Below are 12,904 nucleotides of genomic sequence, written 5' to 3' on the forward strand. Positions count from 1 at the left end.
GCCGAACGGCCGGTGTACGGGATCAGCCGCGCTCGCGCTCGTCGGTCGGGTCCGCGACCAGGCTGGTCGGGGAGACCGGCTCCGGCGCGGGCAGCCCCTGCGGCCCCTTGGCGCCGGTGGCCTGCGCCTCGACGACGCGTACCTCGTCGTGGATCTGCTGGGCCGCGGCCGCGGCGGCCTGGGCGGCCTCCGCGGCCTCGCGCTCGACCTGGCTCGCGTGCTCGGCCGCCTCCGGCGCGGGAAGATCTCCCACCATCTGGCTCAGCCCGCCGAGCGCGCCACCCATCCCCTCCAGGGCCTTGGTCAGCTCGGCCGGGATGATCCACACCTTGTTGGCGCTGCCCTGGGCGATCTGCGGCAGGGCCTGCAGGTACTGGTAGGCGAGCACCTTCTGGCTCGGGTTCGCCTGGTGGATCGCGTCGAAGACCGTCCGGATCGCCTTGGCCTGACCCTCGGCCTGCAGGATCCGGGCCTGCCGGTCACCGTCGGCCCGCAGCACCGCGGACTGCTTGTCACCCTCGGCGGTGAGGATCACCGACTGCTTGTGGCCCTCGGCGGTGAGGATCGCCGCGCGACGGTCCCGCTCGGCGCGCATCTGCTTCTCCATCGAGTCGCGGATGCTGGCCGGCGGCTCGATCGCCTTGATCTCCACCCGGGTCACCTTGATGCCCCAGCGACCGGTGGTCTCGTCCAGCACGCCGGAGAGGTGCCGGTTGATCTCGTCCCGGCTGGTCAGTGCCCGCTCCAGGTCCAGCGAGCCGATGACGTTACGCAGCGTGGTGACGGTGAGCTGCTCGATGGCCTGGAGGAAGCTGGAGATCTCGTACGTCGCCCGGACCGAGTCGACCACCTTGAAGTAGAGAACCGTGTCGATCGAGACCACCAGGTTGTCCGAGGTGATCACCGGCTGCGGCGGGAAGCTGACGACCTGCTCCCGCATGTCGACCTTGGTGCGGACCGCGTCGATGAAGGGCACCAGCAGGTTGAGGCCGGGGCTGAGAGTCCGCTTGTACTTTCCGAGCCGTTCCACCACGTCCTGGCGTTGCTGCGGCACGATCCGCACCGCCTTGGCCAGCGTCACCACGGCGATCAACGCCACCGCGAGCACCAGCACGCCTATGACCGTCATCCCGTTCACCCTCTCGCTTCCGGCAACTCGCCGGCGGAAGAAACCTCGTCCTGCCAGACCAGGGCGGTCGCGCCCCGGACTCTTATCACCCGAACCCGTTGACCAGGCTCGAACGTCTGCGTCGTGTCGTACGGCCGGGCGCTCCACAGCTCACCGTCGATCTTGACGAGACCGTGGTCGGCGTCCACCCGCTCGAGCACCAGCGCCGTGGAGCCCTCGATCGCCTCCACGCCGAACGCCTGCTCACCGCTCTCCACCGCGGAGCGACGGTGCCGCCGGATGACCGGCCGGACCACCACCAGACTCAACGCCGACACCACCGCGAAGACCAGCGCCTGCACCGAGGTCGGCGCGCCCAGAGCGGCGGCACCGGCAGCGGCGAACGCGCCGGCCGCGAACATGACCAGGAAAAGCGTCGTCGTGAAGATCTCGGCGACCGCCAGCACCACACCCAACACGATCCACACCACGGCGTCCACCCCCCGATCGTGACACGCAAATGCACGCGCGGCCGCCCCGCGATGATCAGTAGGCTCGGCGACACCCACCACGGCCGCCGAAAACACCGCGCGCCGACGGCCCCGGCCCGAGCCGACGAGCGAGGAGATCCCGTTGACCCTGCTGCCCGAGACCGCCCGACAGGTCGACAGTCAGGTCGCCCAGGCGCAGCTCGACGGCCGCGCACCGTCGCTGGTGATGGGCGTGGTCCGCGACGGCGCGCTGGCGCATCTGGCCTGCGCCGGCGAGCACCCCCGCCCGGACGTCGACCTGCAGTACCGGCTCGGATCGATCAGCAAGACGATGACCGCCGCGCTGATCATGCAGTTGCGCGACGCCGGTCGGCTGACGCTGCACGATCCGTTGGAGCGCCACCTGCCGGGCACCGGCGTCGGCTCGCTCACGCTGCGGCAACTGCTCGCGCACGCCAGCGGCATCCAGCGCGAACCCGAGGGCGACTGGTGGGAGCGGGCCGCCGGCGTCGACCTGGACACCCTGCTCGCCGGGCTCAGCGCGGGCAAGATCGCCTACCCGCCGCACACCACCTACCACTACTCCAACCTGGCGTACGGGCTGCTCGGCGGGGTCGTCGAGCAGCTCACCGGGACGCCCTGGGCCGACCTGCTCGGCGCACGGATCCTCACCCCGCTGGGAATGCGCCGCACCACGTACGCGGCCACCGAACCGTTCGCCCGCGGTTACGTCGTCCACCCGTGGCACGACACGCTGCGCGAGGAGCCCCGCACCGACACCGGGGCGATGGCCCCCGCCGGGCAGCTCTGGTCGACGATCGGGGACCTGGGCCGGTGGGCGGCGTTCCTGGCCGACCCGGACCCCGCCGTACTCGCGGCCGAGACACTGACCGAGATGTGCTCGCCCGTGGTGATCAGCGATCTCGATTCCTGGACCCACGGGCACGGCCTCGGGCTGGAGCTCTTCCGGGAAGGCAACCGGGTGTACGTCGGGCACGGCGGCTCGATGCCCGGCTACGTCGCCGCACTGGCCGTACACCGGCCCACCCGCACCGCCGTGGTCGGCTTCGCCAACTCGTACGGCCTCCGCACCGGGCACATCGGCGCTCTCAGCCGGCAACTGCTCACCCTGGTGCTGGATGCCGAACCCGCGCCGGTCACCCCGTGGCGGCCGGCCACCGCCGCGCCGCCCGCCGAGCTGGCCGAGCTGACCGGCCGCTGGTGGTGGATGGGCATCGAGATCGAGGTGTTCGTGGACGCCGCCGGAGAGCTGCGCGCCGGCCGGGTCGGTGCGCCGGACCTGCGTTTCGTCGCCGAGGGACCGGACCGCTGGCGAGGCCGCGCAGGCGGAGAGAATGGCGAGATCCTCACCGTCCTGCGCGACGAGCAGGGCCGGGCGATCGCGCTGGACATCGCCACCTTCGTCCACACCCGCACCCCTGACCAGGACTTCTGACCCACGCCGCCCACATCTGCGCAGTTTCACCGAGCAGGCCGGCTCGGCGGGTCAGGCCGGCTCGGTGACGAAGTCGATCAGGCGTTCCATGGCGTTGATCAAGGGAGTCTCCACGTCGGCGAAGCTGTCCACCCGGGACAGGATGAGCCGCCACATGTCGGCCGGCTCGGCCACTCCGAGCGCGGCGCAGACGCCCTCCTTCCACGGCCGCCCCGGCGGCACCACCGGCCAGACGGCGATGCCCAGCGCCGACGGCTTGACCGCCTGCCAGACGTCCACGTACGGATGCCCGGTCACCAGCACGTACGGCGAGGTGACCCGGGCCACGATGCGGCTCTCCTTGCTGCCCGGCACCAGGTGGTCGACGAGCACACCGAGCCGCCGGGTCGGCCCGGGAGTGAAGTCGCGGACCTCCGCGTCGAGGGCGTCGATGCCGTCCAGCGGCTCCACGACCACACCCTCGATGCGCAGGTCGTCACCCCAGACCCGTTCGACCAGCGCCGCATCGTGGATGCCCTCCACCCAGATCCGGCTGGCCTTGGCCACCTGGGCGCGGACGTTGTCCACCGCCACCGAACCGGACGCGGTACGCCGACGGGCGGCCGGCACCGGCGCGCGGGTCGGGCGGCGCAGCGTCACCGGGCGACCGTCGAGCAGGAACGCCGCCGGCAGGAGCGGGAAGTTGCGCCGTTTGCCGTGCCGGTCCTCCAGCACGACCGCGCCGGACTCGAAACCCACGACCGCGCCGCAGAACCCGGAGTCGGCGTCCTCGACCACGAGATCCGGTTCGGCGTCCACCTCGGGGGTGACCTTTCGTCGCCGCCAGTCTCCCGCCAACACGTCCTCGCCGTATCGCCCCGCCATGTCGATCACGCTAACCCCCGCCGCACCCGGCGACGATCTCGACACACCGCCCGCGGCCCCCACCCCATCGGAGGTGATTATCAGGGCGAAAGGAGCAGTTCGGGGCAGGCCGGGCGGCCGGAGCGGCAGTCGAGACAGGGCCGGTCGTGACCACGTACCCTTTCGGCATGTCCACCCCCGCAACGGGCGCGGCCACACTCACGCCGCGCCGGTCGAGCCGGTTCGTCGCCTGGGTGCGCGCGTGGCGCGCCGGGTTGGTGCCCTACGACGAGGTCGCCGACGCCATCGCCGGCGACGAGGAGCACCTCGTGGCGGACGCCCCCGGCACCTGGACCGACGTCCCGCTGTCCGCGGCGCTGCCCACCCTGGCCAAGCTCTCGCCGGACGAGATCCGCCTGGTGCTGCCCGCGCCGGGCGACCCCCGGGGGCTGCCCGGCCCCGGCGACTTCGCGGGGACGGCGCTGGTCACGGGCGAGGCCGTGGTGGCCGGCGGGCTCGGGCTGATCCCGCAGGTACGAACGCACACCTCCGGCTCCGGGGACTGCTTCGAGACGGTGCTCTGGCGGGTCTACCCGTTGCCGGCCAACGCCCCGGCCGCCTCGCTCTCGCTGCCCGGCGCCGCCGAGGCGGAGGCCGAGCTCGCCGCCGCGCTGGCCGAGACCACCGCCGCGTTGAGCCGCCTGGACGTCGCCCAGTGGCGGCCCGAGCTGGCTGGCGCGCTTGCCGCACTACGACGCCCGGACGGCGCCACGGACTTGCCACCCGGCTTCGATCCACGCTCCCGTCGGCTGTTCGCCCGCGCCGCGGTGCTCGACCGGGTGCTCGCCCTGGCCGGGCACGCCGCGCCCGGTGGCGCCATCAACAACCACGAGGCGCAACAGCGCGACGCCGCGCTCCGCCCGCTCACCACGGCCTGCCGGCAGGCGCTGGTGGCCGCCTGCAACGCCCCGCTACGCCCCTGACCGCAGCCCTGCCACATCCCGCCGCCCAGACCCACGAACGCGCAAGATCGTGCTCGATCCGGGGACTAGTGGCCTCAGGCCGGAGCGGACGCCACTAATTCCTGGATCGAGCACGATCTCGGCCGACGCGGCCAACGGCTACCGGCCGCCGGCCGGGGTCAGATCTCGTCGAGCAGGTCGGCGACCGAGTTGATGATCCGGGACGGGCGGTACGGGTAGCGCTCGGCCTCGGTGCGGCTGCTGATCCCGGTGAGCACCAGGATGGTCTCCAGCCCGGCCTCCAGCCCACACAGGATGTCGGTGTCCATCCGGTCGCCGATCATCGCGGTGCTCTCCGAGTGCGCGTTGATGGTGTTCAGCGCCGAGCGCATCATCATCGGGTTGGGTTTGCCGACGAAGTACGGCTCGACCCCGGTCGCCTTGGAGATCATGGCGGCGACCGACCCGGCGGCGGGCAGCGCGCCCTCCACGGACGGGCCGGTCACGTCGGGGTTCGTGCAGATGAACCGCGCGCCGTCGTTGATCAGCCGGACCGCCTTGGTGATCGCCTCGAAGCTGTAGGTGCGGGTCTCCCCGAGCACCACGTAGTCCGGTGCGAAGTCGGTGAGCACGTACCCCACGGCGTGCAGCGCCGTGGTCAGCCCGGCCTCCCCGATGACGTACGCGGTGCCACCCGGCCGCTGGTCGGCGAGGAACTGGCCGGTGGCCAGCGCGGACGACCAGATCGACTCCTCCGGTACGTCCAGACCCATCCGGCTCAGCCGGGCCGTCAGGTCACGCGGGGTGTAGATCGAGTTGTTGGTCAGCACCAGGAACGGCTTGCCGGAGGCGCGCATCCGTTGGATGAACTCCGGTGCGCCGGGCACCGGCTGACCCTCGTGCACGAGCACGCCGTCCATGTCGGTCAACCAGCTCTGCACGGGCTTGCGGTCATGCATCGGTGCTCCCGGGGAGTGTCGGGCGGCGGGCGGGCACGCAGCAGACGGTGGGGCAGGTGTCCCACATGGGCAGCTCGCCCAGGCGGCGGCGCAGCTGCACGCCGTCCGGGTCGACCCGCTCGGTGACCAGCTCACGGACCATGGTCACGAAGCGGGGATCGGTGCCCGGGGTGCCCGCCCGGACGAAGTCCAGGCCGAGTTGTTCGGCCGTCTCCAGCGCCTCGGTGTCCAGGTCCCACACGACTTCCAGGTGGTCGGAGACGAACCCGATCGGGCTGACCACCACGCTGGTGGTGCCGCGCTGCGCGACCGCTGCCAGGTGGTCGTTGATGTCCGGTTCCAGCCACGGCACCTGCGGCGGGCCGGAGCGGCTCTGCCAGACCAGGTCGTACGGCAGGTCGGGGGCCACGGCCGCGGCCACCAGCCGGGCTGCCTCGTGCAGCTGCGCCTCGTACCGGCCGCCGTGCGGGCCGGCGTTCGCCGCCATCGAGGAGGGGATGGAGTGGGCGGTGAAGATCAGGCGGGTGGTGTCCCGCCTGGCCGGGTCGAGTTGACCGAGCGCGGCCCGCACGGCATCGGCGTGCGGCTCGACGAACCCGGGATGGTCCCAGAACTGGCGCAGCTTCTCGATCACCGGAGCGTCCGGGCCGACCGCCGCGCGGGCGGCGGCGATGTCCTCCTGGTACTGCCGGCAGGACGAGTAGCCGCCGTACGCGCTGGTGACGAAGGCCAGCGCCCGGGTGACACCGTCGTCGCGCATCTGGGTCACGGTGTCGGCGAGCAGCGGATCCCAGTTGCGGTTGCCCCAGTAGACGGGCAGGTCGAGGCCGTTGGCGGCGAAGTCCTGACGAACGGCGGCCAGCAGGTCGCGGCACTGCTGGTTGATCGGGGACACCCCGCCGAAGTGCTGGTAGTGCTCGGCGACCTCGGTCAGCCGCTCGGGCGGCACGCCCCGGCCCCGGGTCACGTTCTGCAGAAACGGCATCACGTCCTCGGGCCGCTCCGGCCCGCCGAAGGACACCAGCACCACCGCGTCGTACGACATGGGGTCATTCTTGCCGGTGGGCCGGGACGCCCCGGCGACGCCCCCTGGTCCGGACGCGTGGGTCACGCGGACGGCGGTCGGGGGCGTCGTCGGGGAACGTCAGGCGCCGATGGCGTGGTAGCCGCCGTCGACGTGCACGATCTCGCCGGTGGTGGCCGGGAACCAGTCGGACAGCAGCGCCAGGCAGGCCCGGGCGGCGGGCTCCTGGTCGGTGAGGCTCCAGCCCAGCGGGGCCCGCTCGGTCCAGGCGTCCTCGAACTGGTCGAAGCCGGGGATCGACTTGGCGGCGATGGTGCGCAGCGGCCCGGCGGCGACCAGGTTGCTGCGGATGCCCTGCTTGCCCAGGTGCAGGGCCAGGTAGCGGGACGCGGACTCCAGGCCGGCCTTGGCGACGCCCATCCAGTCGTAGACCGGCCACGCCTTGGTCGCGTCGAAGGTCAGGCCGACCACCGCACCGCCGGCGGACATCAACGGCAGGGCCGCCATGGCCAGCGACTTGTACGAGTACGTGGAGACGTGCAGCGCGGTGGCCACGTCCTCCCAGGGGGCGTCGAGGAAGCCGCCGCCGAGGCAGCTCTGCGGCGCGAAGCCGATCGAGTGCACGACACCGTCGAGTGAGTCGACGTGTTCGCGGACCCGGTCGGCGAGGCCGGCCAGGTGCTCCGGGTTGGTCACGTCCACCTCGATGACCGGCGCCGGCTCGGGCAGCCGCTTGGCGATCCGCTCGACGAGGGAGAGCCGCCCGAAGCCGGTCAGCACGACCTGCGCGCCGTTCTCCTGGGCGATCTTCGCCACCGAGAAGGCGATCGAGGCGTCGGTGAGGACACCGGTGACGAGCAGCCGCTTACCGGCGAGCAGTCCGGACATCGCAGTTTTCCTCCGTACTCAAAAAAGGGTCAGTGGCCCATGCCGAGACCACCGTCGACCGGGATGACCGCGCCGGAGACGTACCCGGCGGTGTCCCCGGCGAGCCAGGTGACCACGGCGGCGACCTCGTCCGGGGTGGCCATCCGGCCGGCCGGGATGGACTTGCGGATCTCCGCCTTGCGGTCCTCGGGAAGGCCGGCGGTCATGTCCGTGTCGATGAAGCCGGGCGCCACCACGTTCGCGGTGATGTTGCGGCCGCCCAGCTCGCGGGTGATCGAGCGGGCCACCCCGACCAGACCGGCCTTGCTGGCGGCGTAGTTGACCTGACCGGCGCCCCCGGAGAGGCCGACCACCGAGGAGATGAAGATCATGCGGCCCCACCTGGCCCGGAGCATCTTGCCGGAGGCCCGCTTGGCGACCCGGAACGCGCCGGCGAGGTTGGTGTCGACCACACCGGTGAACTGCTCCTCGGTCATCCGCAGCAGCAGTGTGTCGTCGGTGACTCCGGCGTTCGCGACCAGCACCTCGACCGGGCCCAGCTCGGCCTCCACGGCGGTGAACGCGGCGTCGATCGACGCGGCGTCGGTGACGTCGGCGCGTACCCCGAACAGCCCGTCGGGGGCCTCGCCGCTGCGATGGGTGATCGCCACCCGGTCGCCCTGCTTGGCGAAGGCCTGCGCGATGGCCAGGCCGATTCCCCGGTTGCCCCCGGTCACCAGCACGGTACGGGCCACGGTTCCCCCTTGCGAATGCTCAGCACGGACGCGTCGGAGCCTAGGCGTTACCGGCAGGTAAGCGCTAACGGGAGTCGCGTCACACTGGGGTACGACACCGGGATCAACCCCTGGTGGCACGCGCTGCGGGGTGTCGACCCGTAGCCTCCCGGTGGTGAGCCGGCAACCGATCGTCATGGCCCTGCGGCAGACCCTGCTGGGCCCGGACGCCCCACCCGGTCGGCCGCTGCTGGCCCGCTGGCCCCGGTTGGCCCCGCACGCGGCACCGGCCGGGCTGCTCGCGGCACTCGGCCTGTTCTCGATCACCCTGGCCGTGGAGAACGACAGGGGTCTGCCGGCGGCGGTCGGTGTGCTGTTCGCGGTGATGACCGTGGCGCCGCTGCTGGTGCTGCCCCGACGCCCGCTGCTGGCCTGGCGGCTGACCGTGCTGGCGCTGCTGGTGTGCACGTTCAACGCGCCGGCCGACGAGCCCTGGCCGTGGACCCCGCCGCTGGCGCTCGGGTCGGTCGCGGTGGTGGCGGTGGTCGTCGCGCGGGTGGACCGGCCGGTGCTGGTGTGGCTGGTGACGATCACCGCGGTGCCGGTGCTGACGCTGGTCCGCGCCGAGAATCGGGCCGCCGTGCTGGCGCTGCTCGGCGCGATGGCGATCCTCGGCGACCTGGTCCGCCGCAACCGGCTGTCCCGCCGGGCCCTCGCTGCGCAGACCGAGCTGAGTGAGCGGGAGAAGGAGCGCCGCGCGGTGCTGGAGGAACGCACCCGGATCGCCCGCGAGCTGCACGACGTGGTGGCGCACCACATGTCGCTGATCGCCGTGCAGGCGGAGACCGCGCCGTACCGGCTCAGCGACGTTCCGGCGCCGGTGGCCACGGAGTTCGTCGCGATCGCCGGCTCGGCCCGGGACGCGCTGACCGACATGCGGCGGCTGCTGGGGGTGCTGCGCAGCGAGTCGACCGGCCCGCAGACGGCGCCACAACCTGACCTCGCCGATCTGGGTGCGATGGTGGACGCGGCCGGCCGGGCCGGACTGCCGGTGACGCTGGACGCCGAGTTGTCGCAGGACGAGCGGGTGCCCGCGCCGATCGGGCTGGCCGCGTACCGCATCGTGCAGGAGGGGCTGGCCAACGCGGCCCGACACGCGGCCGGCGCCGCGGTGCGGGTCACCGTCCGCGCCGGTCGGTCCGCCCTCGAGGTACGCGTACAGAACGCGCCTCCCGCCGAGGCGGGCTCCCGGCCGGGTGTCGAGGCCGGCGCCGGACACGGGGTGACCGGGATGCGGGAACGGGCCACCTCACTGGGCGGTACGTTCACCGCCGGGCCGCTGCCCGACGGGGGTTACGCGGTGGCGGCCGAGTTGCCGTACGAGGCTAAGGGCGAGGACGCATGATCAAGGTGTTGATCGCCGACGACCAGGCGATGGTCCGGCAGGGCTTCGGTGCGCTGCTCGCCGCCCAGCCGGACCTGCTCGTGGTGGGTGACGCGGCCGACGGCGCGCAGGCCGTCGCCGCCGCCCGCCGACTCGACCCGGACGTGGTGCTGATGGACGTGCGGATGCCGGTGCTGGACGGGCTGGCCGCCACCCGCAAACTGCTCGGCGACCGGTCGACGCAGCGCCCCCGGGTGCTCATCCTGACCACCTTCGACCTGGACGACTACGTGTACGAGGCGCTGCGCGCCGGGGCCAGCGGCTTCCTGCTCAAGGACGCCCCGGCGGCCGACCTGGTCCAGGCGGTGCGGGTGGTGGCGGCCGGCGACGCGCTGCTCGCCCCGGCGGTCACCCGCCGGCTGATCGCCGAGTTCGCGGCCCGCCCGGACCGGCGTCGGCCCCGCCCCACCACCCTGACCGCGCTCACACCCCGGGAGACCGAGGTGCTGCGGCTGATCGCCCGGGGCCGCAACAACGCGGAGATCGCGGCCGACCTGGTGGTGGCCGAGCAGACCGTGAAGACGCACGTCGGGCGGATCCTGGGCAAGCTGGGTCTGCGCGACCGTGCCCAAGCCGTCGTGTTGGCGTACGAGACGGGTCTGGTCGCCGCCGGCGAGTAGCTCCGTGGAGCCAGCCCGGGAACGGCTCCCCGGAGCGACGACCGAGCACCGCCCACCCGCGCACTCTCCTCCGGACGACATTCCGGAGGGAGAACGTGATGCGACGACGAGGTGCCAGCCGTTGGGCGGTGGCCGCGCTGCTCGGCGTGAATCTGGTCCTGCCGACCCGGCCAGAGCCGGTTGCGGCGGCCGGGTTCGTCGAGGCGTACCCGGTCATGGCGACGGCGATGCTGGCGGCCGGTCCGCCGTACGCGGACTGGGCTGCGGGCGGGCGCCGGTTCCTGTTGTTCGATCCTCGTGGCGACGGCCGCGCGGTCGAGGTGCTCGGCGACCTGGCCGACGCGGACCGCATCGCGGTGCTGGTGCCGGGGGTGGGCAGCACGCTGGCCGACTTCGACCGGGGGCTGGGCGGGGTGGCTCGCCGGGCGCCGGCCGTGCAGGCCGAGCAGCTGTACCGGGTGTCGCGGGCGGCCGACCCGGCAGCTCGGGTGGCGGTGCTGGCCTGGCTCGGCTACGACCCGCCCGACGGGGTGCTCACCGCGGCCGGCGGTGCGAGCGCCCGGCACGGCGCCGCCGCGCTGGCCGTGCTGCTGCGGGAGCTGGCCGCGCGACGCCCGGCCGCGACGATCACGCTGGTCGGACACAGCTACGGGGCGCTGGTGGTGGCCCTGGCGGCCTCGGATGCTCCGGCCCAGGTCACCGACGTGGTCAGTCTCGGCGGCGTCGGCGCCGGGGTGCAGCGCGCCGACGACCTGCCCGGCAGCCGGCGGTTCTGGGCGGCCGAGACGTCGGCCGATTGGATCCGTCGGTTGCCGCCGGTGCGACTGCTCGGCCTCGGGTTCGGCCGTCGCCCCGGCGATCCGGCGTTCGGCGCCCGGCCACTGCCGGTGACCGGGGTGGCGGGGCACGACGACTATCTGGTGCCGGGCAGCGCCACCCTGGACGCGGTGGCGGCCGTCGTGCTGGGCAGCGGCGACGCCGAGCGGGTCGGCGACGCCCGATGAGCCGGGACCGCGCCGTCGACGCGCTGCGGGCGTACGCCATCGGTGGGGTGGTGCTGGGGCACTGGCTGGTCACCGGCCTGGTGCTGACCGGTGACGGTGGTCTGCACCAGGCCAGCCCGCTGAGCGCGCTGCCCGGCCTGGCCCCGGTGACGTGGGTGTTGCAGACGCTCGGATTGTTCTTCTTCACCGCCGGGTTCGGCTCCACCCGTTCGCTGTCCCGCCACCGTGGCGGCCCGGGCCGTTGGTTGGCCCGTCGGCTGCGCCGCCTGCTGCTGCCCACGGTGGCGCTGTTGGGCGTGGGCGCCGCCGTGCTGCTCGCCGCCACCGTCGCCGGCACCCCGGACGACACGCTCGCCGTCGCGCTGCGGCTCGCGGTCAGTCCGTTGTGGTTCCTGGTGCCGCTGGTGTTCCTGGTCGCGGTGACCGGCCCGCTGCGCGCCGCCGTACGCCGCTGGGGGGTGGCACGGTGCGTCGCACCGGCGGTGGCTGTGGTCGCGGCGGCCGACCTGGCCGTCCGCCTGCTGCCGGCCGGCGCGGACCTGCCGCCGGTGACCGTGGTGGCGGCCTGGTCGGTGCCGTACCTGCTGGGCGTGGCGCACGCCGACGGACGGATGGACGGCCGACGGGCGGCGGGAACACTCGCGGGCGGCGGAGTCGCCGCGCTGGCGGCGTTGGTGGCGGCGGGCTATCCGGTGAGCGCGGTCGGGGTGCCCGGGGACGGGATCTCCAACCTGAACCCGCCGTCGCTGTTCGCGGTGGCGCTGGCGGTCACCCAGGTCGGGCTGGGGCTGCTCGCTCGGCCCGCGCTGGAACGGCTGCTGTCCCTGCCGCTGCCGGGCCGGGCGGTGAGCGAGGTGAACCGTTCAGCGGTCCGGATCTATCTGTGGCACCAGCCGTTGCTGGTCGCGGTGACGGCGCTCACCGCCCGCACCGGGGTGGCCCTGCCGGGGTTGCACACCGTGCCGGACGGCGTGGGATGGGTGCTGACGCGCTGCTGCTGGCTGCCGCTGCTCACCGCGGTGCTGGTCACGGTCGTACGGACGGGCCAGCCGGCGGGTCACCTGAGCTGGCGGCGCCGGCCGGGTGGTGGAGAGGTCGCCGTCCGGTCGGCCGAGTGCGTCCCGCGGACACCACAGGTGTACGATCATCGACGTTCCGGCCCGCCCGACCTGCAGGAGGTGATCGCTGTGCGAGATAGCGATCCTCCCAGTCGTGGCCGGGCCGATGGTCAGCCCCGCTGAGCCACGACTCAGCCTGGTGAGCTGACCCCGCTCCGCTCCCCCACCGCTTCGGCCCTGGTCGAGCTGTGTGTGCCGCGCCGCCCGATCCCGGGCGGTCGCCGGGAGCTGCCCGGTCACGACTTCGTGTGCGCGTCCCCACCCGCTGCGGTCC

General features: G+C 73.3%; 13 protein-coding genes. 6 read left to right on the forward strand and 7 right to left on the reverse strand.

Annotated features, from left to right (window positions below):
• Nucleotides 1-22: 22 nt before the first annotated feature.
• Together ACLJN9_RS23165 and ACLJN9_RS23170 are read right to left on the reverse strand one after the other, a co-directional pair.
• Nucleotides 23-1,129: an SPFH domain-containing protein gene (locus ACLJN9_RS23165; protein ID WP_410813589.1), complete on the reverse strand. Its 1,107-nt coding sequence runs from the start codon at nucleotides 1,127-1,129 to the stop codon at nucleotides 23-25.
• Between the two features lie 5 nt (nucleotides 1,130-1,134).
• Nucleotides 1,135-1,608, reverse strand: coding sequence for an NfeD family protein (locus tag ACLJN9_RS23170; RefSeq protein WP_410813590.1), 474 nt, complete (start codon nucleotides 1,606-1,608; stop codon nucleotides 1,135-1,137).
• Nucleotides 1,609-1,741: 133 nt separating this feature from the next.
• Here ACLJN9_RS23170 and ACLJN9_RS23175 point away from each other — a divergent pair, with 133 nt between their 5' ends.
• Nucleotides 1,742-3,055 (forward strand): serine hydrolase domain-containing protein, encoded by a 1,314-nt coding sequence (locus tag ACLJN9_RS23175; protein WP_410813591.1) that lies wholly within the window; start codon nucleotides 1,742-1,744, stop codon nucleotides 3,053-3,055.
• Nucleotides 3,056-3,106: 51 nt separating this feature from the next.
• Here the strand turns inward: ACLJN9_RS23175 and ACLJN9_RS23180 are convergent, their stop codons facing one another.
• Nucleotides 3,107-3,919: a DUF3097 domain-containing protein gene (locus ACLJN9_RS23180; RefSeq protein ID WP_410813592.1), complete on the reverse strand. Its 813-nt coding sequence runs from the start codon at nucleotides 3,917-3,919 to the stop codon at nucleotides 3,107-3,109.
• Nucleotides 3,920-4,086: 167 nt separating this feature from the next.
• Here ACLJN9_RS23180 and ACLJN9_RS23185 point away from each other — a divergent pair, with 167 nt between their 5' ends.
• Nucleotides 4,087-4,881, forward strand: a complete 795-nt coding sequence (locus tag ACLJN9_RS23185) for a hypothetical protein (RefSeq protein ID WP_410813593.1) — start codon at nucleotides 4,087-4,089, stop codon at nucleotides 4,879-4,881.
• Between the two features lie 158 nt (nucleotides 4,882-5,039).
• On the opposite strand, the gene ACLJN9_RS23190 is transcribed toward ACLJN9_RS23185, so the two are convergent.
• The 4 genes from ACLJN9_RS23190 to fabG all read right to left on the reverse strand — a co-directional run bounded on the left by ACLJN9_RS23190 (nucleotide 5,040) and on the right by fabG (nucleotide 8,465).
• The gene (locus tag ACLJN9_RS23190) at nucleotides 5,040-5,819 is read right to left on the reverse strand and encodes an HAD-IIA family hydrolase (protein ID WP_410813594.1); all 780 of its coding nucleotides are present in this window, start codon (nucleotides 5,817-5,819) and stop codon (nucleotides 5,040-5,042) included.
• Nucleotides 5,812-6,864 carry a ferrochelatase gene (locus ACLJN9_RS23195; RefSeq protein ID WP_410813595.1) on the reverse strand — a complete coding sequence of 351 codons (1,053 nt, stop codon included), beginning with the start codon at nucleotides 6,862-6,864 and terminating at the stop codon, nucleotides 5,812-5,814. Before ACLJN9_RS23195 ends, ACLJN9_RS23190 begins: the two co-directional genes overlap by 8 nt.
• 99 nt (nucleotides 6,865-6,963) lie before the next feature.
• Entirely contained in the window at nucleotides 6,964-7,731 is a 768-nt protein-coding gene (fabI, locus tag ACLJN9_RS23200) for an enoyl-ACP reductase FabI (protein ID WP_410813596.1), read from the reverse strand.
• A gap of 29 nt (nucleotides 7,732-7,760) precedes the next feature.
• Complete coding sequence (fabG, locus tag ACLJN9_RS23205; protein WP_410813597.1) at nucleotides 7,761-8,465, reverse strand: 3-oxoacyl-ACP reductase FabG; 705 nt, start codon at nucleotides 8,463-8,465, stop codon at nucleotides 7,761-7,763.
• Nucleotides 8,466-8,619: 154 nt separating this feature from the next.
• On the opposite strand from fabG, the gene ACLJN9_RS23210 reads away from it, so the two are divergent.
• From ACLJN9_RS23210 to ACLJN9_RS23225, 4 genes are all read left to right on the forward strand, one after another.
• On the forward strand, nucleotides 8,620-9,849 hold the full coding sequence (locus ACLJN9_RS23210; protein ID WP_410813598.1) for a sensor histidine kinase: 1,230 nt from the start codon (nucleotides 8,620-8,622) through the stop codon (nucleotides 9,847-9,849).
• Complete coding sequence (locus ACLJN9_RS23215; RefSeq protein ID WP_410813599.1) at nucleotides 9,846-10,508, forward strand: response regulator; 663 nt, start codon at nucleotides 9,846-9,848, stop codon at nucleotides 10,506-10,508. The genes ACLJN9_RS23210 and ACLJN9_RS23215 overlap by 4 nt, the downstream gene beginning before the upstream one ends.
• Before the next feature lie 98 nt (nucleotides 10,509-10,606).
• Entirely contained in the window at nucleotides 10,607-11,512 is a 906-nt protein-coding gene (locus ACLJN9_RS23220) for an alpha/beta hydrolase (RefSeq protein WP_410813600.1), read from the forward strand.
• Nucleotides 11,509-12,753, forward strand: a complete 1,245-nt coding sequence (locus ACLJN9_RS23225; RefSeq protein ID WP_410813601.1) for an acyltransferase family protein — start codon at nucleotides 11,509-11,511, stop codon at nucleotides 12,751-12,753. The genes ACLJN9_RS23220 and ACLJN9_RS23225 overlap by 4 nt, the downstream gene beginning before the upstream one ends.
• The last annotated feature ends 151 nt before the right edge of the window (nucleotides 12,754-12,904 follow it).

The organism is Micromonospora sp. 067-2 (assembly GCF_046549295.1).
In the GTDB taxonomy this organism is placed as follows: Bacteria; Actinomycetota; Actinomycetes; order Mycobacteriales; family Micromonosporaceae; genus Micromonospora.

What these genes read in the sequence shown, in the direction of transcription:
- ACLJN9_RS23215 (WP_410813599.1), top strand. Translation starts at nt 9,846, where the DNA reads ATGATCAAGGTGTTGATCGCCGACGACCAGGCGATGGTCCGGCAGGGC.
- ACLJN9_RS23180 (WP_410813592.1), bottom strand. Translation starts at nt 3,919, where the DNA reads ATGGCGGGGCGATACGGCGAGGACGTGTTGGCGGGAGACTGGCGGCGA.
- ACLJN9_RS23185 (WP_410813593.1), top strand. Translation starts at nt 4,087, where the DNA reads ATGTCCACCCCCGCAACGGGCGCGGCCACACTCACGCCGCGCCGGTCG.
- fabI (WP_410813596.1), bottom strand. Translation starts at nt 7,731, where the DNA reads ATGTCCGGACTGCTCGCCGGTAAGCGGCTGCTCGTCACCGGTGTCCTC.
- ACLJN9_RS23225 (WP_410813601.1), top strand. Translation starts at nt 11,509, where the DNA reads ATGAGCCGGGACCGCGCCGTCGACGCGCTGCGGGCGTACGCCATCGGT.
- ACLJN9_RS23195 (WP_410813595.1), bottom strand. Translation starts at nt 6,864, where the DNA reads ATGTCGTACGACGCGGTGGTGCTGGTGTCCTTCGGCGGGCCGGAGCGG.
- ACLJN9_RS23220 (WP_410813600.1), top strand. Translation starts at nt 10,607, where the DNA reads ATGCGACGACGAGGTGCCAGCCGTTGGGCGGTGGCCGCGCTGCTCGGC.
- ACLJN9_RS23165 (WP_410813589.1), bottom strand. Translation starts at nt 1,129, where the DNA reads ATGACGGTCATAGGCGTGCTGGTGCTCGCGGTGGCGTTGATCGCCGTG.
- ACLJN9_RS23190 (WP_410813594.1), bottom strand. Translation starts at nt 5,819, where the DNA reads ATGCATGACCGCAAGCCCGTGCAGAGCTGGTTGACCGACATGGACGGC.